Source organism: Croceicoccus esteveae, from assembly GCF_031846435.1.
Taxonomy (GTDB): Bacteria; Pseudomonadota; Alphaproteobacteria; order Sphingomonadales; family Sphingomonadaceae; genus Croceicoccus; species Croceicoccus esteveae.
In genome coordinates this window covers 16,758-39,878 of sequence record NZ_JAVRHS010000009.1, presented here as the reverse complement: position 1 = coordinate 39,878, position 23,121 = coordinate 16,758, and the positions used below count along the sequence as shown (strand labels likewise).

Sequence of the window (23,121 nt, the reverse complement as noted above, 5' to 3'; positions counted from 1 at the left end):
TGGGTGTTGAATATGTTTGATGATTTCAAACACCTGCAAAGACTTATTTCCATCATTAAGCAGCTTCGTGATCCAAAAGATGGATGTGAATGGACATCCAGCCGTAGTTTCGCCGATATAGCGCCCTTTGTGGTAGAAGAGGCATACGAGGTTGCAGACGCAATCGCACGCGACCATGCTGTCGATCTGCAGGATGAACTCGGCGACCTTCTTTTGCAGGTTGTGTTCCTGTCCTGCATTGCAGAAGAGCGCGCGCTCTTTAAATTTGGCGACGTCACCACCTCAATAGCGGACAAGATGGAACGTCGACACCCGGGTTTCTTCCCACATGCGGCAAAAACTCCAACTGGGACCAAAAGGGATATGTCAGCTGAGCATGCCTGGGAAATCATCAAAGCCGCAGAACGTACAGAGCGTGGCTTGAATGGAGTGCTCGACGGCGTTGCCCCTGCCTTGCCAGCCATGATCAGAGCAGAAAAGCTGCAAAAACGTGCTGCTCATGCAGGGTTCGACTGGCCAGACACCAAAGGCGCTGCTGAAAAACTGCAGGAAGAAATTGCTGAGTTCACCGCGAGTGATACGAAAGCCGCGCAGCTTGAGGAAGCCGGCGATGTGCTGTTTTCTGTAATCAACTGGCTGCGAAAACACGGGATCTCTTCCGACCAGGCTATGCATGCAGCCAACGCCAAGTTCGAACGCAGGTTCAGAATGATGGAAGCCATGGCCGCCGCTGACGACATTAACTTTTCAGATCTTGATGCTGAGGCTCAGGATCAATTGTGGCGTCGAGTGAAGCAAGCGGAGTAGGTGCAGACTGCAACATCCCCTAGACCACTATTCAAATTACAAGCTTTCAAATCGTCCATATTGTAACGGCGTCAGTTTAACGCTAATGTTTACCAGCGGTCCTTGCTGATCAGTTCCGCCATCACGTTCCATCAGGACATCTCCATGGGCATGTAGCCAAGCAATCCGCTTACCATCCGAGGCAGGTATCACGAAATCGTGCTGCTCGGCGTCAGGCGTCAGATGGCGTGTGATCAACTGTTCCAGCTCGGCCAGGCCGAACCCGCCAGTTGCGGAAATCGCTACTGTGTCGACGTCCGCGGAAGTCGCCAGGGTTCCGAGTTCGTCAGCACGCTGAGCTGATAGTAGATCCCATTTATTCCAAGCCTCTATTACAGGTATCTGTGATGCTGTATCAGATCCGGTATTGATATCCAGATCCCGCAAGACCTTCTCAACCTGTATCTTCTGCTCATCGGCTGCGGGACTGGAGATGTCACGGACATGGATGATGAGGTCAGCGGCAGTAACCTCTTCCAAGGTTGCCCTGAAAGCAGCGACGAGCTGTGTGGGAAGATCGGAAATGAACCCCACCGTGTCGGACAGGATGATCTTGTCCAGTCCCGGAAGCGAGACCGCACGCATAGTGGGGTCCAGTGTGGCAAACAACAGATCCTCAGCCATGACAGTAGCGCCTGTCAAGCTGTTGAATAGGGTAGATTTTCCAGCGTTGGTATATCCAACCAGAGCAACCAGCGGCCAAGGCGCCCTCTCTCGCCGCGACCGATGCAGAGCGCGGGTGCGGCGAACCTGATCAAGGTCATTGCGCAGCCGTGCCATTCGATCGCGGATCATGCGGCGGTCCGCTTCGATCTGCGTCTCGCCGGGACCACCCAAGAAACCATAGCCGCCCCGCTGCCGCTCAAGATGGGTCCAGCTGCGAACCAGTCGGCCTGCCTGATAGTCAAGATGTGCCAGTTCTACCTGCATGCGCCCTTCGGCGGTCGCAGCGCGCTCCCCGAAAATCTCAAGGATCAAGCCGGTACGATCTATGATTTTTCGACCAAGTTGCTCTTCCAAGTTTCGCTGCTGGACTGCTGATAAGGTGCCGTCAACAATCACAAGCTCGGCTTCTGCCATTTCGCATGCCGCTGCAATGCGTTCTATCTGCCCTGCGCCAAATAATGTCCCGGGACGTACCTGGCGGACAGGAATGATGAAACTATCGGCAACAACGATGCTTATCGCCTTGGCGAGGCCCCGTCCCTCTTCCAGCCTGGCATCAGGGTCGACAAGGTGCGCCGAGCGTATGTCAGGCACAACAACGATGGCTCGAGCACCGCGGGTCACATCTTCGGCAAAATGCTCGCTCAGAATAAACTCTCCTTATAGCGGAACGTTGTCAATATCTTCATCTTCGTTGGAAAGATCCACCGGGGTCAAGGGTTGTATCGTTGACACGGCATGTTTGTAGGCGAGCTGAACGTACCCCTCACGTTCGAGCAAAATACAAAATTGGTCGAACGCGGCAGCACGGCCTTGCAGCATTACTCCGTTGACCAGGAACATGGTGACTTGCGCATTAGCATCGCGGATCGCGCTGAGAAAGATGTCCTGCAACTGTCGCTTTGACTTTGCGGCGCTGTGGTATTCGACCGTACTTGTGTCGATTGGCTGTGTGGGCATGATGGTTGATATTGCATGCTTGTAAACCAGTTGCGATTGGCCATCACGCCGCAGCAAGATCGAAAAATTGTCAAACCAGGTGACGATACCCTGTAGCTTGACACCCTTTACCAGAAACATGGTTATAGGTGTCCTGTTTCTCCGCAGGAGGTTCAGGAAGAGATCTTGCAGGTTTTGGGTCGATTTTGCAGGCTGCTTTCCCGACGCTTTGACAGAAAGCTGGTCAAGCCGTTCGCTGTCGTCAGGAACTGTGGTTTTCACAGTCAGCGTCTTTCCGGCCATTAAAACTCTCCTGCGCCTGTCGAACTGTCGGTCTGGTCGATCTGCCATTTAGCGAAATTGCGGGCAGCCCGTGAGCATGCATCTGCGTCTCAGGTTCAAGGACCGTCGTTACTGGCAAAGCATGACAGCTTCGGAAGTTCCCGCATCAGGAAACATCATCATCATCATCTTTCCTGTCGTTGATGCCCAGGATCTTGAGTTTGCGATGCAGGGCTGATCGTTCCATCCCGATAAAGCCGGCAGTGCGGGATATATTTCCTGAAAAGCGGCGAATTTGCACGCGCAGATACTCCCTTTCGAAATATTCGCGTGCTTCCCGCAAGGGCACGCCCATTATGGCAGCAAGCCCTGGTCCCTCGCCGCCGGTGATCGAGGTAAGTTCGGCTGGAAGCATGTCAGCTTCGATATGCGCCATCTGCTCTCGCGGGGTGAGAATAACTGTGCGTTCCACTACATTGCGTAGCTGGCGCACATTACCCGGCCAGTCGTAGCTTTGCAGCACCGCCATGGCATCATCGCTAATCACTGGAGGAGCAATTCCTTGCCGTGAGGCGAACCGGGAAAAGAAATAATCCACCAACGCAGGAATATCGCTTCGCCGAGCCGACAAGGCCGGAATAGCGACCGGCACCACATTCAGCCGGTAGTAGAGATCCTCGCGGAAACGCCGTTCGGCTATCGCCTCTTCAAGATCGGTCGACGTGGATGATGCGATCCGCACATCCACCCGCAATTGTCTGTTGCCACCCACCCGGGCAAAGGATTGGTCGGTAAGTACCCGCAGGATACGAGCTTGGGTTGACAGCGGCATGTCAGCGATTTCATCGAGATAGAGCATGCCGCCATCGGCCATCTCCAACAGACCGGTTCGCACCAGATGGCCCTCGGCTTCTTCGCCAAACAACTCCTGCTCAAAACGTTCGGCAGTGATGCGTGCTGAACTTACCGTGACAAAAGGTTTGTCAGCGCGTGGACTCCAGTGATGAAGCAGGCGGGCTGCGACTTCTTTGCCTGATCCGGCGGGGCCGGTTATCAGAACGCGACTGCCGGTATTTGCCACCCGTTTAAGGGTTGCCCGCACCTGATTGATGATTGAACTATTGCCGGTGAATCCGTCGAAGCCACCATCGTCGTCTTGTTTGAGACGAGCGTTTTCGCGGCGCAGCCGGTCGGTCTCGGTAGCGCGATCGACCATGAGGAGCAAACGTTCGGATTCGAAGGGCTTTTCGATAAAGTCGACCGCTCCTCGTGATACCGCGGCAACGGCGGTATCGATATTCCCATGCCCGGAAAAGATGATCACCGGCAGATCGGGTTCTCGCGCCTTGATCGCATCCAGCAATTCCAATCCGTCCATTCGTGAACCGTGCAGCCACACGTCGAGCAGCACGAGCGAGGGGCGGCGTTCATCGATGGCTGCCAAGGCTGCGGTGCTGTCGGCAGCGGTGCGGCATTCGTATCCCTCGTCGCCCAGCACTCCTGCCACCAGCTCGCGAATGTCGCGCTCGTCATCCACCACCAAGATTTCAAGCGCCATGAGATACCTTCTCTTCAAAGCTGTTCGGCTTCATCCTTCCGCTTCCTCCCGTTCTTGAAGTTGCGGCTGGCGCGGGAGGTACATCTGCACGCGCGCACCCCCCTGCTCCGGCCGTTCGAACCGTATCTCACCGCCATGTTCAGCAAGGATCGTGTGAACTATCGCCAGACCAAGGCCGGTTCCCTTGTCGCGCGTCGTCATGTAAGGTTCAATCAGTGTGCGGCTGTCATTCGGCAGCCCGATCCCGTTATCGGTGACACTGATTACGACACGGTGGTCTTCGCCACGAACATCAACAGCAATCCTGCCCTGGTAATCGGGATCGGATTCACGCACTGTGTCCACAGCTTCCGCTGCGTTCTTCAAAACGTTCGTCATGGCTTGCCCAATCTGATGGCGGTCACAGGCAATGTTGGTATCAGCCTCCGAGCCGTTGAAGCTGTAAGACAGCTGCGGCCGCGCGATTTCCTGAAGAAACATGGCTTGCTTCACCAGTTCGGAGACGTCTTCCTTACGGAAATGGGGTTTGGGCATGCGTGCGAAGGACGAAAACTCATCCACCATCTTGCGCAGGTCACCCACCTGACGAATTATGGTGCTGGTGAGTTCGTCAAACAGATAAGCATCTGTGCCAATCTGACGGCGAAAGCGCCGGCCAAGCCGCTCGGTGGCAAGCTGGATCGGCGTCAGCGGGTTCTTGATTTCATGAGCGATCCGCCGGGCTACATCAGACCATGCAGCACGGCGTTGGTCGAGTAGTTGTCGGGTTATATCTTCAAAAGTAAGCACCTGTCCGTGCTGCGTCTTGGCTGCCTTGACAGCAAGAGTTCGCATGTCCCCCTCCCGGGCAAACTGCACAAGCCCACTTCTGCGTTGGTCCTTCACCAATTGCCACAAGGGCGGAGCCACGTCGGCAAGCATCCTGCCTACGCGACAATCTCCATCTTCCAGCATGAGCAGCGCGGAATCATTGGCCAGAAGAATAACGCCATCGTGATTGACAGACATGATGCCAGCCGTAGCGGAATCGAGTACAGCTTCTGTAAACGCGCGGCGCTCGTCCAGTTGTTCGTTTGCCCGTATCAAGGCACGGGTCTGCCGTTCAATCTGACCCGTCATACGGTTGAAAGCGCGGTTCAAAAGCCCGATTTCGTCGGCACCGCTGCGTCCACCTACCCGCATCGAGAAATTACCTGCACCTACTGTTCTTGCTGCTGTCACAAGATCGGCCAATGGCGCAACTTGCCGGTCTGCAAAGCGCAGTGCGACCCACACCGCAAACCCAACCAGCATCAGCGAGACGCCAAGCAACGCTATGTTGAAGCGAAGCTGGAGCGTCCGCGCCCGGCCCGTAATCTGGTCGTAATTGGCAAGCACACTTTGTGCCCGCCGCCATTGGCTGAGCGCCTGAGCATCGGAGTCGCGCGCCGTGTACAGATAAATTTCATTCGCTGCATCGAGCGGTGTCACCGCTTCGATCCGCTGCGCCGTTGCAGTCACCACCACCGGCTCCCCGGACGACAGCCTGTTGAATACGTCGGGCGCAATGGTCTGCGTTCCTGCACCATCATCGGGATCGACGATGGCGGCGGTATTGATTTCCCCGCTGGTGCCTCTCTCCAGAATGGCCGATTTATCCAGCTTCCGATAAACGACCTGCAGCGAATAGGCTTGTGCAAATTCGGGACTGGTGATCGGCGTCTGCGACAGATATGAGCGGATGTCGCCTGCCATGGCGACACTTTCATCCCCAACATCCCGCAGGTTCTCCTCATAATATCCGCGTGCGAGTTGATTGGCATCTTCCAGCATGCCGCGCGATCGCTCCGAAAACCAGAACTCGACGCCTGACTGGAACAGGAACGAGGCGAACGCCACCACCAGCAAGGTCGGCACTGCGGCGAGCAAGGAGAAGAAAAACACCAGCCGCACATGCAGGCGGCCGGTGCTGCCGATCTGTCGTTGGGCCCGTCGCAGGGCCAGCCTGCGGCCAAGCAGAACCAGCAAGGCCATGGCCGGCACCAATGTCGCCACCAACAATGACGTCGTGGTGGCACTGGGCAGAAGGTCACCGCGTGTCTGCACGGAGTTGAGCGTCGTCCATCCGCCGAACAGCATGACGACCAGGAATGTCCCAGCGGCGATTTCCAGCAGCAGGAAACCATTGGCACGCCGCCAGCCAATGCCGACCTGCCGCCTCAGGCGTCCGACGAAAGCCGCCGCACTTGTACGATCGGCGGAACGGCTGCCCTGGCCTGAATAGTGCGGCATCGTCATAGTTGCCAATCAACAACACCGCAGTTGCCGAAAGGCAAGTCCGATCTCATCCATAACGGAGGGTCATCGGAGCATCGGCGTCACGCATGCAGCAAGTTTGCACGCCTGCTCACGCTGCCTGCAATGCGTTCGCCTCGTTCCGCAATCCGTCGAAGAACTGCTCCAGCATCGCCATCACCATTGCAGGGTCATCGACGAAGTTGACCTTGTTGCGAAATTCGGCGGAGCTTTGCAGACCCTTGGTGTACCAACCCAGATGCTTGCGAGCCATCTTGACGCCGGTCTCCTTGCCGTAATGGTTTAACATTGCTTCATAGTGCTCTGTAATCAAGGCAAACAACTGCTGCGGGTTCGGGTCCGGTCGTGGTGTACCGCCTTCTGCCCAAGACATCACCTGCGACAGCAGCCAGGGTTTGCCATAAGCTCCGCGTCCGATCATGACCCCGTCTGCGCCGCTTTGACGAAGTGCTGCGTCTGCCTCGACAACGCCATTGATGTCGCCATTGACAATGACAGGCACGTTCACCGCGTTCTTGACACTCCTGACAAAGCTCCAGTCGGCAGAACCTTTGTACATCTGATTGCGCGTGCGGCCATGCACCGTAATCATGCGCGCACCCAGATCCTCGGCGATGCGTGCAAGTTCAGGAGCATTGAGCGACTCATGATCCCAACCCATGCGCATCTTTACTGTCACGGGAACATCCACCGCTTTTACAACCGCGTCTATCAATGCTGCGGCCAGCGGCAGATCTCGCATGAGGGCCGAACCCGCATCCCCGTTGACTACCTTCTTGACAGGACAACCCATATTGATGTCGATAATGGCAGCACCCTTGTCCGCGTTCAACCTGGCGGCCTGTGCCATCTCTGCAGGATTGCAGCCGGCAAGCTGCAAGGACACCGGCTCCTCGCTTGGCGCCCACTCCGCCTTCTGCAAGGATTGGCGCGTGGCGCGGATCATCGCCGGGCTTGCGATCATCTCGGTAACATTCAACCCCGAGCCAAAGCGCCGCACCAGGGTGCGAAACGGACGGTCCGTCACGCCCGTCATGGGCGCAAGGATAACGGGAGTGTCAATTGTCACCGGGCCGATCTTGATCGGGTTCAGTTTTCTCAAGCCTGTCACTGTAACGCTAACACCTGCCTTTGTGCGCATTTCTTAGTTGATTGTAGAGACAGCGACAAGGATGTACGGGACAGCCATGCCTGATGCTCAAGCCCCATCCCCATTTGCGGGCGTGATCCTGGCAGGTGGCCGCGGAACACGTGCCGGACTGGACACTGCAAAGCAATACGCCCGATGGGGCGGGTCCACTGTGCTGGGTCTTGCAGTTGCACGCATGAGAGAGGCTGTCACCGGCCCGGTCATTATAGTGATTCCGGCCGGAGATGAAGATGCAGCGCGTGCTGCGGTCGGCAACCATCCTCAGATCGATTTCGTAATTGGCGGTGCCACGCGGCAGTTATCCGCCCTCGCAGGGCTGGAGCGACTGGCATCCCATTTGCCCGCGCAGGTTCTTATTCATGACGCTGCCCGTCCCGATTTGCCGCGCGCGGTCGTAGGCCGCCTTGCTGACGCACTGATCCGTCATTCAGGCGCGGTGCCGGTACTTCCCGTCGCTGACAGTCTGCTGACAGTAAACGGAGACATTGCAGGAGCGGGGGTCGAACGCGAGGGGTTGCGGCGGGTGCAGACACCGCAGGCGTTCCGCTTTTCCGAAATCCTGCACGCCCACCGGATCTGGCCAACAGAACCAACCGCCGGTGACGATGCCACGGTGCTGCAAGCTGCGGGGTTCGACGTGGCGCTGGTCGCAGGCGATCCGCGTCTGCGCAAGCTGACGTTCCGGACCGATTTTGCAAGGAACCAGATGATAGACAAACCTCCTTTGCGCACGGCATTTCGTATCGGCAGCGGCTACGACGTTCATCGGCTCGTTCCAGGGGACGGCGTCTGGCTATGCGGCATCCGCATCCCGCACCATCGCAGCTTGAGCGGGCACAGCGACGCCGATGTCGCGCTTCACGCCCTTACCGACGCAGTGCTTGGGGCAATCGCCGCAGGAGATATCGGTGAGCACTTCCCGCCCAGCGATCCGCAATGGAAAGGAGCCTCTTCCGATCATTTCTTTACTCATGCAATGCAACTTGCACGGATTGCTGGCTACGCAATCGCAAATCTTGATGTAACGATCATTTGTGAAGAACCTAAGATCGGCGCACATCGCCAGAACATGCGCAACCGGCTTGCGGAATTAAGCGGAGGTGATCTCCGGACAATCTCGGTAAAGGCAACGACTACGGAAAGGCTTGGCTTTACCGGTCGCGCAGAAGGCATCGCTGCACAGGCAAGCGTGTTGCTCCACCGTATTGATGACAAGGAAATCAGATGATCAGCCTCCTTCCGGACGGTATCTTCACGGTCGCAGAACGCGTTGTTGCCCAGAACATTGCCGCTGGTCGGAAGCTGACACTTGCGGAAAGCTGCACAGGCGGGTTGGTCAGCGCAGCGCTTACCGAAATTGCGGGTGCGTCAAAGGTCTTCGAACGTGGTTTCGTGACCTATTCCAATGACGCCAAGACGAAACTGCTGGGTGTGCCGTCCGATCTGCTTGAAACCTTTGGGGCGGTATCGATCGCGGTTGCTTGGTCAATGGCGCAGGGCGCGCTGGCCGCGTGCGATGCCGATGTGGCGGTCGCTATCAGCGGCGTGGCCGGTCCTGACGGCGGAACCGAACGAAAGCCGGTTGGCACCGTGGTGTTCGCCAGGGCAATACGCGGGCAGATCGATGATGAGCCTACCGCAGAGCTGCGGCTTTTCTCCTGCAGCAGCCGTGCCGAGGTCCGCTATCACGCCACCTTGTGTGCGCTTGAACTGCTGCTTCCGTAGAGCTGCGCGGCGCGTTCTTCAAAAGCACCCACCATCTTGCGAAAGGCACGGTCGAGATAGCTGCCTGCTAGCTTTTCGAAAACGGGGTTGCGGAAGGCGAAGTTTACACAAAAATCGATCCTGCAACTGTGCTCCGTCACAGGCTCGAAGCGCCAGATATTCTCAAGATGACTCAGTGGACCTTCGATGTAGTCCACGGTGATACGTTCCGGCGGCTGTTTGCGAACGCGCGATGTAAACTTTTCGCGCAATGCCTTGAAACCCACCATCATGTCAGCGACCGTCTCGTCGCCCTGTTCCGACCTCACCCGCGTCGCAACGACCCACGGCAGAAATTCGGGATAACGACGCACATCGGCCACCAGCGCGAACATCTGTTCGGCGCTGTAAGGAAGCTCCCTTGACTCGCGAATGGTGGGCATGTCAGCTCAGCAGCTCGTTTCTTGCCGGCGATCGGAACGAGCGGTCGCGCCGGCATGCCGGGCGCCGTCTTTCGCCAGCCGCTTTTCACGCTCGGCGCGCATCTGCGCAAAATCATCGCCTGCGTGGTAGCTTGACCGGGTAAGCGGACTGGACGCGACCTGCAGAAATCCCTTTGCCCGGGCGATTGCACCAAGCGCATTGAACTGCTGCGGCGTGACAAAGTCGATCACTGCCGCATGTTTTGGAGTTGGCTGCAGATATTGACCCATGGTCAGGAAGTCGATGTCGGCACAACGCATGTCATCCATCACCTGATGAATTTCCAGCCGCTGTTCTCCCAGACCAAGCATTATACCCGATTTGGTAAAAATCGCCGGATTGTGCCGCTTCACCTCCTCCAGCAACCGCAGCGAAGCGTAATATCGTGCACCGGGCCGGATCGTGGGATAAAGTCGCGGCACCGTTTCAAGGTTGTGATTGAATACGTCGGGGCCGGCCGCGACGATCGCTTCGATCGCCGGACGCATCTTGCCGCGAAAATCCGGCGTCAGAATCTCTATCGTCGTGCCCGGCGTCGTTCGGCGCAGTGCCCCAATGACTTTGACGAAGTGCCCTGCCCCGCCATCAGGCAGATCGTCGCGATCGACAGAGGTGATGACGATATGCTCAAGCCCCATTGCCGCGGCGGCATCGGCGACATGCTGCGGCTCGGTGTCGTCCACAATGCGTGGCATGCCGGTCTTTACATTGCAGAAGGCACAGGCGCGCGTGCATACATCGCCAAGGATCATCACCGTAGCGTGCTTCTTGGTCCAGCATTCCCCGATGTTAGGGCATGCAGCCTCTTCGCAAACGGTGTTGAGCTTCAAATCGCGCATGAGCTTGCGCGTTTCAGCATAGCCCTTGCTGGTGGGGGCGCGGACCCTGATCCAATCGGGCTTGCGCAGCCTTTCTGCGGGCTGTGCCGTTTGACTGTCCGATTCTGATGCTTTGATCGTCATGGATTTCACATAGGCAACACGCTTGCCACGTGCAATGCTACGCGGCAAAGAGCGATAGCATGATTGACCCGCCAGAAGCTTCGCCCGACCCGGCGCATGAATCCTCACCGGATGCCGTGCCGCAGACCGTGGACGTAATTTCCAGTCTCACGGCCGGATACCACCGCTTTCGTGACAAGCACTGGCATCCGCAGCGGGCGCGGTGGCTGCAACTGAGTGCAGGCCAGGCTCCACGAGTCATGATCATCGCCTGTTCGGACAGCCGGGTAGATCCCGCGCAGATCTTCGATGTCGATCCGGGCGAAATCTTCGTGGTGCGCAATGTGGCAGCAATGGTGCCTCCGTTCGAACAGACCGAAGGCAATCACGGGGTGTCGGCCGCTCTGGAATTTGCGGTTCAGGTGCTCAAGGTGGAGGAGATCGTCGTGCTGGGTCACGGCATGTGCGGCGGCTGCAAGGCGGCTCTCACCCGGCAGATGCACGGCGCCGAACCAGGCAAGGGCGGGTTCATCGCCAACTGGATTGCGTTGCTGGACGAAGCGCGCGATGAGGTGGTGGCCCGGTTTGGTGCAGAAGGTCGCGAAGCGGAACGCGCCATGGAGCATGCCGGCGTGAGGGTCAGCCTTGCCAATCTTCGCACCTTCCCCTGCATCCGCAAGAATGAGCGGCAGGATGACACAGGCAAACCACGGCTGCGGCTGCGCGGCGCCTTCTTCGCCATTTCCGATGGTGTACTTCACTGGCTTGATGAACGCTCAGGCCAGTTCGAACCGGCAAACTGACCATAGGTTTTGCGGAACCAAAGCTGCTTGCGAACTTTGATTTTATGACGCCGCAGGTGGGCAAGAGCACAAGAGGAATGACGGCATGAAAGCAGACAATGTCCTGCAGACGATCGGCAATACCCCGCACATCCGGCTGTCGCGGCTGTTCCCTGATCATGAGGTGTGGGTGAAATCCGAGCGGGCAAACCCGGGTGGATCGATCAAGGATCGCATCGCGCTTGCCATGGTGGAAGCAGCAGAGGCGGATGGGAAGCTGAAACCGGGCGGAACCATTATCGAGCCAACCTCCGGAAATACCGGGGTTGGGCTTGCCATGGTGGCCGCAGTCAAAGGGTACAAGCTTGTGCTGGTGATGCCCGAATCCATGTCGATGGAACGGCGACGGCTGATGCTGGCCTATGGTGCGCGCTTCGAACTCACGCCGAAGGAAGGCGGAATGAAGGCGGCGATCTCCCGCGCGAGGGAACTGGTCGATGAAACCGATGGTGGCTGGATGCCGCAGCAGTTTGACAACCCGGCCAATGTGACGGTTCATGCGCAGAAAACCGCGCAGGAAATCCTCGCCGACTTTTCAGCGTCGCCGGTCGATGTGATGATTACAGGCGTCGGAACCGGCGGACATATCACAGGTTGCGCCGAGGAGTTGAAGAAGCATTGGCCCAAGATGCGCGCCTATGCAGTCGAACCTGCGCTGTCTCCCGTCATCTCCGGAGGGCAACCTGGCCCTCACCCGCTGCAGGGAATCGGCGCCGGTTTCATTCCTGAAAACCTGCACACGCGCGCAATTGACGGAGCCATTGAGGTAGATGCCGACAACGCCAAGGAAATGGCGCGCAATTGTGCCCGGCTGGAGGGATTGCTGGTTGGCATCAGTTCAGGTGCGACGCTGGCTGCTATTGCCAAAAAGCTCCCGGAGCTCGACCGCTCGACGCGGGTGCTCGGCTTTAATTATGACACCGGGGAGCGGTATCTGTCGGTGCCGGACTTCCTGCCGCAGTAATTCATGGAACTCCGCATTTCAGCCCATCTTCAGGCAGGTGCCCGCGTCAATCCCGCGTCGGTTACCTGCCGATAAAAGCAGCTCCTGGCCAAGGTGTGACACGCCGGACCTGCAGGAAGCACCCGCAGCAGCAGACAATCCTGATCACAATCGGTAAACATGGTGACCAGGCGCAGGGTGTGGCCCGAAGATTCGCCCTTTTTCCAGATCTCCTGCCGGGATCGGGACCAGAAATGCGCAAATCCTGACCTGCGTGTCAGATCAAGCGCATCTGCGTTCATGTGCGCAACCATGAGCACGGCGCTGTCGCGATCATCTACGCAGACGGCTGCAATAAGGCCATCGGTGCCGAATACAGGTCTGAATTCAGTGGTTGTTTCCAGATCCATTCTGGAGCTCCTTGTCTTGCATCGATAATCGCCGTTTGCGTTGTTGCATAGTAGCAACAGAGTTGCTGCAATGATTGATGGACCTGCAATGTCCGCTTTGCATCTGGCGAAGCATGCGCAACAAGACATGTGCTTGTCGAGAACAACGGCAGGGCCTTCGGGTGAATAACATGGTCAGTGTTCAGGGAACAACCGGTGCAGATTTGGGGAAGTCGCCTGGTTGAGGGGTCTGCGGCATAGTCGGAAACCGAATGTCGCATAGACGATGGATGTACTGTAAAAATAGATATCGTCACGCGGGCGCCCGGAGTTGTATTGCTCCGGGCGTCTTGCTGTCAGCCATGCCTGCCGGCCTTGTGGTCAGGCACTTCGGCAGGATTCAGTGCCCGTGCAAAGCAGGCAATGACCACTTTGGCTGCGCCATTGCTTAAAAGCGCGTGCACGCATGCATCAGTTGTGGCTCCGCTGGTGACGACATCATCTACCAGCAGTATCGTACGTTGGCTGACCTGTGCCTGTCGCCGGGCGGGAACTGCTATTGCTCCTGCCAACGCCCTGTGCCGCTCTCCCGCACTCATATGACCAAGTGGCGATGTGTGCCTGTTACGTTGGAGGGCATCGACGCAGACACGCCAGTGCCGCGCTTTTCCAATGCTAATGGCCAATAGCGCCGCTTGGTTATAGCCGCGCTTCCACAATCGCCAGCGGTGCAACGGCACAGGAACAATCAGCGGATCCTGCAGATCAGTTGGTAACCGCGCTGCCATCATCCGGCCGAGCGGCTGGGCAAGACCTATCCTGCCATTGTATTTAAGGGCGAGTACAAGATCCTTCGACACCGGCCCGTAAATCGTAGCGGCAGCCACACCTGCATAAGCAGGCGCGTTCCTGCGGCAAGATGCACATGTCGGCTCATCGTCTGTCCGGTCGCTTGCAAAGGGTCGCTGACAGCTTGTGCACGAAGGGTTCCCCGGCAGTTCAAGCAATGTCCAGCAATCCATGCACAGCACGTCACCGACACCCACACCCCCGCTGAATGCCTCCACACCAGCAACAGCACCGCCGCAAGCGGGACAGCGTGGCGGGTAGGCAAAGTCGACAAGAGGAGACAGCAGTGCTTGCAATGACATGGTCTGCGCGATGTGCCGTTGCGTCACCGCTTTGGCAAGCTTGCATCTGTATCGGCGGCTTGGCACAGCACGGCGATGACCATGCCAGCGCCTCCCGTCATCTTTTCAGCGCAGCGGCGAATGAATGCGCGCGCGCGAATGGCGTCGATCCAGCGTCGGTCCAAAGACGCCGCGCAAACGCTGCATCGCGAGATGGCGCTTGATGCAATTGACCGCATTGCATTCGTCACTTCCCGATTTGCGTCGGCAATGGTGCTTGGCGACACTACTGGCAAGCTGAGCGCATGGCTGGAAGAGCGCGGAACGCGAACAACAACAACCGACCCATGCGGCTATCTGGCGGATAGTCCCGTTGATGAACTGCAGCCTTTGCCAGGTAGGCCATTCGACCTGATCGTTTCGCTGGGCCTTCTGGATACTCTGAACGATCTGCCCGGCGCTCTCGTTTTGATGCGGCGTGCTTTGACACCGGGTGGGTTGATGATCGCGAGCTTCGCAGGTTCCGGCAGCCTGCCTGGGCTGCGCGCCATCATGCTGGCGGCCGATGCCACCCGGCCTGCCCCGCGCATCCACCCGCAAGTCGACGTGCGTGGCGCCGGGCAGTTGATGAACAGGCTTGGCTTTGCCAATCCAGTGGTGGACGGCTGGGGATTCGACGTTAAATTCAGTTCCTTCTGGCAGTTGCTGCACGATCTGCGTGGGCAGGCGTCAGGCGCAGTACTTATGAATCCAGGTGCGTCCGTGAACAAGGCGGGCCTTGACCGCGCGCTCACCGCTTTTGCCGATCTGGCCGATAAGGATGGGACCCTGCAGGAGCGGTTTGAAATCATCACTCTGAGTGGCTGGAGCGCGACGGAGAAATAACCCCCGGCGCGCCCGATCAGTCAGGGACCGCGTTAATCGCCGCCTGCGCAGCGGCCAGGCGGGCAATCGGCACGCGATAGGGTGAAGCCGATACATAATCGAGCCCCTGCTCCTCGCAAAATGCGATTGAGGCCGGATCTCCGCCATGTTCACCGCAAATGCCAAGCTTGATATCCGCCCGGGTGGCGCGGCCGCGCTCCACTGCCAGTTCGACAAGCTGTCCCACCCCTTCAATATCAAGGCTGACGAACGGATCGCGCGGATAGATGCCCTTGTCGACATAGGGGCCGAGAAACCGCGACGCATCATCGCGCGATACGCCAAGCGTCGTTTGCGTAAGGTCATTCGTCCCAAAGGAGAAAAATGCCGCCTCATGCGCGATCTGCCCAGCCATCAAAGCCGCTCGAGGCAGTTCGATCATGGTGCCAACAAGATACGCAATCCGGCACTTCTTTTCCGAGAAAACCGTTTCGGCTGTACTGTCGATCAGATCTTTCAAGATCTGCAGTTCCCGCCGCGTGCCGACCAGCGGGATCATTATTTCCGGCAGAGGCGCAGTGCCGCTTTCCTCAGCTACTCTTGTTGCAGCTTCGAAAATCGCGCGGACCTGCATTTCGTAGATTTCCGGGTATGTGATGCCCAGCCGACAACCGCGATGCCCCAGCATCGGGTTGGCTTCGTGCAGTTCACCGGCTCTGCGTTTCAGATGGTCCGCGCCATATCCGCTCGCCTGCGCCAGTTCCTCGAACTCTGCGTCGCTGGCCGGAAGAAATTCGTGCAACGGCGGATCAAGCAGCCTGATGGTAACCGGCAATCCCGCCATTTCGCTAAAGATGGCATGAAAATCGCTGCGCTGTTCCGGGAGCAGCCGATCAAGTGCCCCGCGCCGGGTCGGTTCGTCTTCAGCAAGGATCATCTGCCGCACCAGGCTGATCCTCGCATCATCGAAGAACATGTGTTCCGTGCGGCAAAGCCCGATCCCTTGAGCGCCGAACTGGCGCGCCTTGCGGCAATCCTGCGGTGTCTCCGCATTGGCACGTACGGCCATGCGCCGCTTTGCATCAGCCCATTCCATGAGGCTGGCAAATTCGCCTGCCATCTCCGGCTCGATGGTCGGAACCTCGCCTCGCATGACTTGACCATTTGCTCCATCAAGCGTGATGATCTCGCCTTCGTGCAAAGCCTCGCCATTGATCAGCGCTACCCCGCTTTTGCGATCAATCGATAGGGCAGAAGCGCCTGACACGCAGGGACGGCCCATTCCCCGAGCAACGACGGCGGCATGACTGGTCATGCCGCCGCGTGCTGTAAGAATGCCTTTGGCGGCATGCATCCCGTGTATGTCTTCAGGACTGGTCTCGACCCGGACCAGAATGACATCCTGGCCGCGCTGTGCCATCTGTTCGGCCGTATCTGCGTCGAACACGACCTTGCCCGACGCGGCGCCAGGCGATGCAGGCAAGCCGGTTGTCAGCACGTCGCGCGGCGCAGCGGGATCAAGCGTGGGATGCAGCAACTGGTCAAGCGCCATCGGATCGATCCGCATGATTGCCTCGCCTTGCGTGATCAAACCTTCTTCAACCATGTCTACGGCGATCTTCAAGGCAGCCTTGGCCGTACGCTTGCCGGTGCGGGTTTGCAGCATCCACAGCTTGCCCTGCTGCACTGTGAACTCGATATCCTGCATATCGCGGTAGTGGTTTTCCAAGAGCACGAACACGCGGTTCAGCTCATCGTAAGCGTGAGGCATCGCCTCCTGCATTGATGGCAGCGTTGCGCCTGCGTCCTCACGCGCTTTCCTCGTCAGATATTGTGGTGTCCTGATGCCCGCCACCACATCCTCGCCCTGCGCGTTGATAAGCCATTCACCATAAAACTGCCGTTCGCCTGTTGCCGGGTCGCGCGTGAACGCGACACCAGTGGCGCTGGTATCGCCCATGTTGCCGAACACCATCGCCTGCACGTTGACAGCCGTGCCCCACTGCGCCGAAATGCCGTTAAGCCGGCGATAGATACGTGCTCTCTCCGTGTCCCAGCTTCCGAACACAGCGGCAATCGCCCCCCACAATTGCTCGGTCACATCCATTGGGAAAGGCTTTCCAAGCGCTTCCTGGACAATGTCCTTGTAGCTTTGCACAAGATCGCGCCAATCCTGTGATGACATCTCAAGATCGGCGCTGAAACCTTTGTTTTCCTTTGCGATCTCCAGCGCTTCTTCAAACAGGCTATGGTCGACGCCAAGCACCACATCGCCATACATCTGGATGAACCTGCGATAGCTGTCCCAGGCAAACCGCTCATCTCCGGATATCGTCGCCAAGCCCTGAACCGTGATGTCGTTGAGACCAAGGTTCAGAACCGTGTCCATCATGCCCGGCATCGAAACCCGCGCGCCTGACCTTACGGAAACCAGCAACGGATCAGCGGGATCACCGAAGCGTTTGCCTACCGCTTTTTCTATGTCTCCCAACGCATTGGCAACTGAACTGCGTAACGGGTCTGAAAAGTTAGCGCCTTCGGCAAGATAGCGTACGCACATCTCTGTGGTGATGGTAAACCCTGGCGGAACAGGCAGTCCGATCGCGGACATTTCAGCAAGATTGGCTCCTTTGCCGCCTGTAATACCCTTGTCCCTGGCGCGCGGATCATCTGAAACGACACCGGCACCAAAACCATAAACATATTGAGTCATTGCGCACTGTTTCCCGATTTGCCGTTCATGGCATGGCCTCAGCTTTCGATCCGTGAAAAATCGGCAATCTGATGCACCGCATTACGAAACCGGTCGAGCAACGCCAGCCGGGCAGTGCGTTTGACCGCATCAACATCCTTGACGGTGACTTCGTCAAAAAACACGTCGATCGCTGCGCGCAGCCTGGCGAGAATAGCCATGGCTCCTGCAAAATTTTCATTTTCGATCAACTCGCGCGCGTCATTCTCAGCCTGATCCAAGGCATCAACCAACTGCTGTTCAGCAGGCTCGCAGTTGTAGCTTGGGCCGTCACCTCCCCTTGCCCGTTCTGCGACAATGGGACCCAGGTCCGGATCATCGACCAGCGCAAGTGGATCTTCTTCGCCGGTTTGCGCGATCCGGTGCCGTGCCCCTTCATACCCTTCCCGCTTCAAGATGTTGGCAGCGCGCTTGTAGGCTGCCAGCAGGTCGACGCCATCCTGCGACGCGAGATAGGTTTGCAAGGCGTTCACACGTGATAGAATACGCAGCAAGTCATCTTCGTTCCCAAGCGCCAAGACCGCATCGATGAGGTCGTGTCTGGCTCCAGCCGCCCTTTGCTGCACCTTGAGCCGGTCCTTGATGAAGGGTTGCACCCCTGCTGCGTCGCCGCAATGACCAACAACATCATTCCTTATGATGTCAGCAGCTTGTGAAATCGCCTGCGTCAAGGGCAGGCTGATGCGGTTTTCCACGATGATGCTGATGATGCCCAGCGTTGCGCGGCGCAGCGCGAACGGGTCTTTGGACCCGGTAGGCTGCTCCTCGATCATGAAAAACGCAACGAGACTGTCCAGCTTGTCCGCCAGGGCCACCGCAACGCTGACAGGCGCGGCGGGAGGACTGTCGCCGTGTCCTACTGGAGTGTAATGATCGCGAATTGCATCGGCTACCTCTTCGGGAAGTCCCTCGGCGCGTGCATAATGACCACCCATTATCCCCTGCAGCTCGGGAAATTCGCCGACCATCTGGGTTACGAGGTCGGCTTTGGTGAGACGCGCGGCAAGCGCCGCCAGATCTGCATCGGCCGGACCTACAGCGCCACTTTCCACCAGCCAGCGCGCAAGCCGTGCCACCCGCTCCGCCTTGTCAGCAATCGTGCCAAGCCGTTCATGGAAAACGATCCGCGACAATTCTTCTGCATGCTGCGACAGGGTGCGGCTGCGATCGGTTGACCAGAAAAAGCGTGCATCGGCCAGACGCGCGGCGAGCACCTTGCGGTTCCCGTCGATAATGGCGTTGCCACCGTCCGCTGCTTCGAGATTGGCGGTGCAGACAAATGCGTTGGCCAACTGGCCATCGTCATTGCGGCAGATAAAATATTTCTGATTGGCACGTGCGGTGAGCTGGATCACTTCAGCCGGAACATCGAGAAAAGCATCATCAAAACGGCCAAGCAGCGGCATTGGCCATTCCGTCAGACCGGCGTTTTCGATGACAAGCGCTTCATCCTCAACCAAACTGAGCTCGGCTCCCCGGGCAGCGAGTTCCGCCTTATGCCTGACGATCGCCTCGCGTTCCTCATGATCGACGATCACATGGCAGGCGCGCAGCTTTTCCTGATAATCACCTGCTCCGCCGATGGTGATTTGTCCGTCGTGATGGAACCGATGCCCCACAGTGACAAAGCCGCTCCTGATTTGCCCGACGGAAAACGGGACCAGGTCTTCCCCCAGGATCGCGACAATGCCCGACAGTGGTCGCACCCAGCGCAGGCTCTTTCCTGATACAGAAGCCTTGCCCCAGCGCATCGACTTGGGCCAGGCAAAACCCAGGACCAGATCAGGAAGAACGTCCGCCAGCACCTTTGCCATGTCGCGGCCCGGCGTGTTGATGATCGCGAACCAGACGCCGCCCCGATCCTCCAGCTGATCTTGAGACACTCCAGTCTTGCGCAGAAAACCGTCCAGAGCCTGTTGTGGCGCACTGGTGCGCGGACCCTTGATCTCTTCTTGTGAAGAGCTTGTCCTTGCTGGCAGATCGCGTGCAATCAACGCCAATCGGCGCGGAGTGGACCAAACGGTGACAGGCCCACATGCCACACCCGCTTCGTGCATAGCGGAGCAAAAGAGGCGCTGCAGCTCTTCGCGTGCTCGCGCCTGCATGCGCGCGGGAATTTCCTCCGACCGCAGTTCGAGCAGAAATTCGCTCATGGCGTCCACTCCGGAAAATCAGTTGCCCAACGCGCGCGGTTCCTTTCCATGAACACTTCGCAGGCACCCCGCGCAAGGTCGCGCACCTGAGCCATGTAGCTTGCCCGCTCCTGCACCGAAATGACACCGCGCGCCTGTAGAAGGTTAAAAACATGGCTGGCCTCGATCGCCTGCTCATAGGCCGGGATCGGCAGCTGCGCATCAAGGCAGTTCTTGCACTCTGCCACCGCCTTGCGAAACAGGTCGAAGAGGATGTCCGTGTCAGCGACCTCGAAATTCCAGCGGGACATCTGGCGCTCGTTCTCGAGAAACACATCGCCATACGTGGTCCCGCGCCCGTCGAAGCTCAGTTCATAGACGTTATCGACGCCTTGAATATACATTGCCAGCCGCTCAAGACCGTAGGTCAGCTCACCCGACACCGGTTTGCAATCAAAACCGCCCATCTGCTGGAAATAGGTGAACTGCGTCACCTCCATCCCGTCGCACCATACCTCCCACCCAAGACCCCACGCACCGAGCGTCGGGCTCTCCCAGTCATCTTCGACAAACCGGATGTCGTGCTTTGCAAAATCAACGCCGATGGCCCGCAGGCTTTGCAGATACAGATCCTGCAAATCGTCTGGCGATGGCTTCAGGATCACCTGATACTGATAATAATGCTGCAGCCGCATGGGGTTGTCACCATAGCGTCCATCGGTCGGCCGCCGGCAAGGCTGGACAAAAGCGGCATTCCAGGGCTCGGGACCAAGTGCGCGCAATGTGGTGGCGGTGTGAAACGTACCCGCCCCGACCCGCATGTCGTAGGGTTGCAGGATCAGGCAGCCGTTCGCGCTCCAATAATCGTGCAGGTTCAGGATCATGTCCTGAAAACTGGTTCCGGGGTTTCGTGCAGGCGTTTCCATGTTCTAGCGCAATGGCAAGGTGGCTACACAGCGTCAACAGCTTCGAGGCAAGCACGCATTGCCTGCCTCGCGCCGATCATGGCTGGCGAGCCGATTTGCGCGGGCACACAGCTCCTGCCTGGTCGAGTGGATCCGACGATGGCTGTGGCGCTGAAATCTCACGCGAAGAAAATCCTAAGCGAAGATGGGGCTTTTTTGCTCGTCACATATCTCGTCACATATGGAGTGCGGATGCCCGTCCTTTTCATCACGGGCAGACTCAGCCAGAATTGCAAAAGCTGTCAGCATGGGTGCCGAAATCATCATCACGCAAATCGATCCTGTCCAAAGCAGTTCTGCGCGTTCATTCGTGACAATCACCAATGTTCCGAGAGATTTCACCTTGTGCAGCAGCCCCCCCTTTCGGGAAGCGATCGCGTCTCGCGCGATCCGGTGTCCCGCTGCAGTTGGAATGAAGCTGGTGCTTCAACCCGCCCTTGGCAGCGACGGAGTGTTGTCAATGCTGAGCGGAGCATCTGACCATGATGGCTGACAAACCACAGAGCACATCTCTTTTCTTGATGCTGGCAGCGCGTTTTCCGCTGCGCCGCACAATCCTGCTCCTTATCGCGCTGATGCTTGCGGCTATCCTGACGACGGGGTGTACCAAGGCAAAGCGGCAGGCACAGCCAGCGCTGTTTGCAGTAACTGACGCGCAGGGGCGGAAAGTCGGATGGTTGTTCGGCACAATCCATGCGCTTCCCGCAGATGTCGAATGGCAGACGGATGCCTTGCGCGCCGCTATTTCCGACTCCGGCGTGCTGGTGGTGGAAGTGCGCGATCTTAAAGATGGGGAGGCAATCGCCGGCACGCTTCGGCGGCTTGGCACGACAACGGGGCTTGAGCCGCTGATGCAGCGTGTCGCGCCTTCAAGGCGCGAGGCGCTTGCAACGGCGTTCGATGCCGCCGGACTGGAGCTTGGCCGGTTCCGCGATGTAGAAACCTGGGCAGCAGCCTTAGGTCTGGGCAGCGCGCTTTCTGCGGGCGATGGCATGGATCGCGCGGCGGGAACGGATCTGGCGCTGCTCGATGCCTTTGCTGGCCGGCCGATCATCGGGCTTGAAACGGCCACGGAGCAGCTCTCGATCTTCGACCGGCTTGACGAAGATGCGCAGCTTGCGCTCCTCGATGCTCTGATCACGGACGCAGGAAAACGTGGCCCGGTCTTGTCAGACGCATGGATGCGCGGTGACGTTCAGACCCTTGCCCGCCTCACCGAAGAGGGGTTGTCAGGCAATGAAGATCTGCGCGATGCCGTGCTGACCTTGCGCAACGCACGCTGGATAGAGCAGATCCTGCCGTTGCTGAAAGCCGGGGAACGCCCGCTGGTGGCGGTGGGCGCTGGTCATCTGGGCGGCTCCGATGGACTGATCGCCTTGCTGGAACAGCGCGGCATGGTCGTAGCACGCGCTGACTGATAGTGCGCGCTCTTGCTTTTTTACAGCGTTACCCATAGGCGAGGCGCTCTTTTGGCGCATGGTCATCCCTGGAGGCGCGCGCCAGCAAGAACATTGTTCAACACAAGCATACAGAAGGTCTAGGATTATGAGCGATCAGCTTACCCTGGCGGCCGAGATGCGTGAACGGGCTGGCAAGGGAGCCTCCCGTGTCCTGCGTCGCAGCGGTCGCGTGCCAGCCGTCATCTATGGCGGCAAGGAACAGCCACAGCCTATCCACATTGAGGAAAAGGCGCTCGTGAAGCTCCTGAACACTGGCTACTTCATGAACTCTATCGTGATGGTGGACATTGGCGGCACGCGTGTCCGCACGCTGCCCAAGGATGTCGCTCTTGATCCCGTGCGCGATACGCCGCTGCACGTGGATTTCCTGCGCCTTGGCAAGGACGCAACGGTCGACGTATCGGTCCCTGTCATTTTCGCCAATGAGGAAGCTTCGCCCGGCCTGAAGCGTGGCGGCGTTCTCAATGTCGTTCGCCACGAGCTGGAACTGGTCTGCGATGCGAACCGGATTCCCGATCAGATCGAGATTGACGTTACCGGGCTTGAAGTGGGCGACTCCATCCACATCAGCACAGTGCATCTTCCCGACGGATCGAAGAGCGCGATTACCGATCGTGACTTCACCATTGCCACCATCGTCGCGCCTTCGGCATTGAAGCGGGACGAAGGGGAGCAGACCGGAGCCGATCTGGAGCCGGGCGGGACTGCTGCTACCGAGCAGGGACCCGATGCCGATGCAGCACAGGAGCAGGAAAACAAGGGCAGCTGATCCTGCACCAG

21 protein-coding genes are annotated in these 23,121 nt (G+C 58.3%); 9 read left to right on the top strand and 12 right to left on the bottom strand.

Annotated elements, in window-relative coordinates; all coding sequences use genetic code 11:
- The first annotated feature begins 12 nt into the window (after nucleotides 1-12).
- Nucleotides 13-807, top strand: coding sequence for a nucleoside triphosphate pyrophosphohydrolase (gene mazG / locus RM533_RS10635; protein ID WP_311341215.1), 795 nt, complete (start codon nucleotides 13-15; stop codon nucleotides 805-807).
- 36 nt (nucleotides 808-843) lie between these two features.
- On the opposite strand, the gene hflX is transcribed toward mazG, so the two are convergent.
- From hflX to dusB, 5 genes are all read right to left on the bottom strand, one after another.
- On the bottom strand, nucleotides 844-2,160 hold the full coding sequence (hflX, locus tag RM533_RS10630; RefSeq protein WP_432265061.1) for a GTPase HflX: 1,317 nt from the start codon (nucleotides 2,158-2,160) through the stop codon (nucleotides 844-846).
- Nucleotides 2,161-2,172: 12 nt separating this feature from the next.
- Nucleotides 2,173-2,754, bottom strand: a complete 582-nt coding sequence (gene hfq / locus RM533_RS10625) for an RNA chaperone Hfq (RefSeq protein WP_311341213.1) — start codon at nucleotides 2,752-2,754, stop codon at nucleotides 2,173-2,175.
- 145 nt (nucleotides 2,755-2,899) lie between these two features.
- Complete coding sequence (gene ntrX, locus RM533_RS10620) at nucleotides 2,900-4,291, bottom strand: nitrogen assimilation response regulator NtrX (RefSeq protein ID WP_311341212.1); 1,392 nt, start codon at nucleotides 4,289-4,291, stop codon at nucleotides 2,900-2,902.
- 30 nt (nucleotides 4,292-4,321) lie between these two features.
- Nucleotides 4,322-6,568 carry a sensor histidine kinase gene (locus RM533_RS10615; RefSeq protein ID WP_311341211.1) on the bottom strand — a complete coding sequence of 749 codons (2,247 nt, stop codon included), beginning with the start codon at nucleotides 6,566-6,568 and terminating at the stop codon, nucleotides 4,322-4,324.
- Between the two features lie 109 nt (nucleotides 6,569-6,677).
- Nucleotides 6,678-7,688, bottom strand: a complete 1,011-nt coding sequence (dusB, locus tag RM533_RS10610) for a tRNA dihydrouridine synthase DusB (protein WP_311341210.1) — start codon at nucleotides 7,686-7,688, stop codon at nucleotides 6,678-6,680.
- 85 nt (nucleotides 7,689-7,773) lie between these two features.
- On the opposite strand from dusB, the gene RM533_RS10605 reads away from it, so the two are divergent.
- Both RM533_RS10605 and RM533_RS10600 read left to right on the top strand, forming a co-directional pair.
- Nucleotides 7,774-8,964: a bifunctional 2-C-methyl-D-erythritol 4-phosphate cytidylyltransferase/2-C-methyl-D-erythritol 2,4-cyclodiphosphate synthase gene (locus tag RM533_RS10605; protein ID WP_311341209.1), complete on the top strand. Its 1,191-nt coding sequence runs from the start codon at nucleotides 7,774-7,776 to the stop codon at nucleotides 8,962-8,964.
- Nucleotides 8,961-9,461: a CinA family protein gene (locus RM533_RS10600; RefSeq protein WP_311341208.1), complete on the top strand. Its 501-nt coding sequence runs from the start codon at nucleotides 8,961-8,963 to the stop codon at nucleotides 9,459-9,461. The genes RM533_RS10605 and RM533_RS10600 overlap by 4 nt, the downstream gene beginning before the upstream one ends.
- Here the strand turns inward: RM533_RS10600 and RM533_RS10595 are convergent.
- Together RM533_RS10595 and lipA are read right to left on the bottom strand one after the other, a co-directional pair.
- Nucleotides 9,422-9,883 (bottom strand): type II toxin-antitoxin system RatA family toxin, encoded by a 462-nt coding sequence (locus RM533_RS10595; protein WP_311341207.1) that lies wholly within the window; start codon nucleotides 9,881-9,883, stop codon nucleotides 9,422-9,424. The genes RM533_RS10600 and RM533_RS10595 overlap by 40 nt on opposite strands.
- Nucleotides 9,884-9,889: 6 nt before the next feature.
- A complete protein-coding gene (gene lipA / locus RM533_RS10590) occupies nucleotides 9,890-10,885 on the bottom strand; it encodes a lipoyl synthase (protein ID WP_311341206.1) in 996 nt (331 codons plus the stop codon).
- A 59-nt stretch (nucleotides 10,886-10,944) separates the two neighbouring features.
- On the opposite strand from lipA, the gene RM533_RS10585 reads away from it, so the two are divergent.
- Together RM533_RS10585 and cysK are read left to right on the top strand one after the other, a co-directional pair.
- Complete coding sequence (locus RM533_RS10585) at nucleotides 10,945-11,667, top strand: carbonic anhydrase (protein ID WP_311341205.1); 723 nt, start codon at nucleotides 10,945-10,947, stop codon at nucleotides 11,665-11,667.
- An 85-nt stretch (nucleotides 11,668-11,752) separates the two neighbouring features.
- Nucleotides 11,753-12,670 carry a cysteine synthase A gene (cysK, locus tag RM533_RS10580; RefSeq protein WP_311341204.1) on the top strand — a complete coding sequence of 306 codons (918 nt, stop codon included), beginning with the start codon at nucleotides 11,753-11,755 and terminating at the stop codon, nucleotides 12,668-12,670.
- A 29-nt stretch (nucleotides 12,671-12,699) separates the two neighbouring features.
- Here the strand turns inward: cysK and hisI are convergent, their stop codons facing one another.
- Both hisI and RM533_RS10570 read right to left on the bottom strand, forming a co-directional pair.
- Nucleotides 12,700-13,059, bottom strand: a complete 360-nt coding sequence (hisI, locus tag RM533_RS10575; RefSeq protein WP_311341203.1) for a phosphoribosyl-AMP cyclohydrolase — start codon at nucleotides 13,057-13,059, stop codon at nucleotides 12,700-12,702.
- A gap of 335 nt (nucleotides 13,060-13,394) precedes the next feature.
- Nucleotides 13,395-14,189, bottom strand: coding sequence for a ComF family protein (locus RM533_RS10570; RefSeq protein WP_311341202.1), 795 nt, complete (start codon nucleotides 14,187-14,189; stop codon nucleotides 13,395-13,397).
- A gap of 75 nt (nucleotides 14,190-14,264) precedes the next feature.
- Between RM533_RS10570 and RM533_RS10565 the strand changes: the two genes are divergently transcribed.
- Entirely contained in the window at nucleotides 14,265-15,053 is a 789-nt protein-coding gene (locus tag RM533_RS10565; protein WP_311341201.1) for a methyltransferase domain-containing protein, read from the top strand.
- Between the two features lie 16 nt (nucleotides 15,054-15,069).
- Here RM533_RS10565 and ppdK read toward each other — a convergent pair whose 3' ends face one another.
- The 3 genes from ppdK to RM533_RS10550 are packed head-to-tail and all read right to left on the bottom strand — an operon-like array spanning nucleotide 15,070 to nucleotide 20,842.
- Nucleotides 15,070-17,745, bottom strand: a complete 2,676-nt coding sequence (gene ppdK / locus RM533_RS10560) for a pyruvate, phosphate dikinase (protein WP_311341200.1) — start codon at nucleotides 17,743-17,745, stop codon at nucleotides 15,070-15,072.
- Nucleotides 17,746-17,783: 38 nt separating this feature from the next.
- Complete coding sequence (gene glyS / locus RM533_RS10555) at nucleotides 17,784-19,937, bottom strand: glycine--tRNA ligase subunit beta (protein ID WP_311341199.1); 2,154 nt, start codon at nucleotides 19,935-19,937, stop codon at nucleotides 17,784-17,786.
- Entirely contained in the window at nucleotides 19,934-20,842 is a 909-nt protein-coding gene (locus tag RM533_RS10550; RefSeq protein ID WP_311341198.1) for a glycine--tRNA ligase subunit alpha, read from the bottom strand. The genes glyS and RM533_RS10550 overlap by 4 nt, the downstream gene beginning before the upstream one ends.
- Before the next feature lie 286 nt (nucleotides 20,843-21,128).
- On the opposite strand from RM533_RS10550, the gene RM533_RS10545 reads away from it, so the two are divergent.
- The 3 genes from RM533_RS10545 to RM533_RS10535 all read left to right on the top strand — a co-directional run bounded on the left by RM533_RS10545 (nucleotide 21,129) and on the right by RM533_RS10535 (nucleotide 23,110).
- On the top strand, nucleotides 21,129-21,374 hold the full coding sequence (locus RM533_RS10545) for a hypothetical protein (RefSeq protein ID WP_311341197.1): 246 nt from the start codon (nucleotides 21,129-21,131) through the stop codon (nucleotides 21,372-21,374).
- A 28-nt stretch (nucleotides 21,375-21,402) separates the two neighbouring features.
- On the top strand, nucleotides 21,403-22,299 hold the full coding sequence (locus RM533_RS10540; protein WP_311341196.1) for a TraB/GumN family protein: 897 nt from the start codon (nucleotides 21,403-21,405) through the stop codon (nucleotides 22,297-22,299).
- Nucleotides 22,300-22,426: 127 nt separating this feature from the next.
- Nucleotides 22,427-23,110, top strand: a complete 684-nt coding sequence (locus RM533_RS10535) for a 50S ribosomal protein L25/general stress protein Ctc (RefSeq protein WP_311341195.1) — start codon at nucleotides 22,427-22,429, stop codon at nucleotides 23,108-23,110.
- Nucleotides 23,111-23,121: the final 11 nt, after the last annotated feature.

Excerpts from the sequence above, each read along its gene's own strand:
- RM533_RS10565 (WP_311341201.1), top strand. The coding sequence starts at position 14,265 with ATGACCATGCCAGCGCCTCCCGTCATCTTTTCAGCGCAGCGGCGAATG.
- RM533_RS10570 (WP_311341202.1), bottom strand. The coding sequence starts at position 14,189 with ATGTCATTGCAAGCACTGCTGTCTCCTCTTGTCGACTTTGCCTACCCG.
- RM533_RS10600 (WP_311341208.1), top strand. The coding sequence starts at position 8,961 with ATGATCAGCCTCCTTCCGGACGGTATCTTCACGGTCGCAGAACGCGTT.
- lipA (WP_311341206.1), bottom strand. The coding sequence starts at position 10,885 with ATGACGATCAAAGCATCAGAATCGGACAGTCAAACGGCACAGCCCGCA.
- RM533_RS10540 (WP_311341196.1), top strand. The coding sequence starts at position 21,403 with ATGCTGGCAGCGCGTTTTCCGCTGCGCCGCACAATCCTGCTCCTTATC.
- mazG (WP_311341215.1), top strand. The coding sequence starts at position 13 with ATGTTTGATGATTTCAAACACCTGCAAAGACTTATTTCCATCATTAAG.
- cysK (WP_311341204.1), top strand. The coding sequence starts at position 11,753 with ATGAAAGCAGACAATGTCCTGCAGACGATCGGCAATACCCCGCACATC.
- hisI (WP_311341203.1), bottom strand. The coding sequence starts at position 13,059 with ATGGATCTGGAAACAACCACTGAATTCAGACCTGTATTCGGCACCGAT.
- ppdK (WP_311341200.1), bottom strand. The coding sequence starts at position 17,745 with ATGACTCAATATGTTTATGGTTTTGGTGCCGGTGTCGTTTCAGATGAT.
- ntrX (WP_311341212.1), bottom strand. The coding sequence starts at position 4,291 with ATGGCGCTTGAAATCTTGGTGGTGGATGACGAGCGCGACATTCGCGAG.
- RM533_RS10605 (WP_311341209.1), top strand. The coding sequence starts at position 7,774 with ATGCCTGATGCTCAAGCCCCATCCCCATTTGCGGGCGTGATCCTGGCA.
- RM533_RS10595 (WP_311341207.1), bottom strand. The coding sequence starts at position 9,883 with ATGCCCACCATTCGCGAGTCAAGGGAGCTTCCTTACAGCGCCGAACAG.
- RM533_RS10550 (WP_311341198.1), bottom strand. The coding sequence starts at position 20,842 with ATGGAAACGCCTGCACGAAACCCCGGAACCAGTTTTCAGGACATGATC.
- hfq (WP_311341213.1), bottom strand. The coding sequence starts at position 2,754 with ATGGCCGGAAAGACGCTGACTGTGAAAACCACAGTTCCTGACGACAGC.
- glyS (WP_311341199.1), bottom strand. The coding sequence starts at position 19,937 with ATGAGCGAATTTCTGCTCGAACTGCGGTCGGAGGAAATTCCCGCGCGC.
- RM533_RS10615 (WP_311341211.1), bottom strand. The coding sequence starts at position 6,568 with ATGACGATGCCGCACTATTCAGGCCAGGGCAGCCGTTCCGCCGATCGT.
- RM533_RS10535 (WP_311341195.1), top strand. The coding sequence starts at position 22,427 with ATGAGCGATCAGCTTACCCTGGCGGCCGAGATGCGTGAACGGGCTGGC.
- RM533_RS10545 (WP_311341197.1), top strand. The coding sequence starts at position 21,129 with ATGGGTGCCGAAATCATCATCACGCAAATCGATCCTGTCCAAAGCAGT.
- RM533_RS10585 (WP_311341205.1), top strand. The coding sequence starts at position 10,945 with ATGATTGACCCGCCAGAAGCTTCGCCCGACCCGGCGCATGAATCCTCA.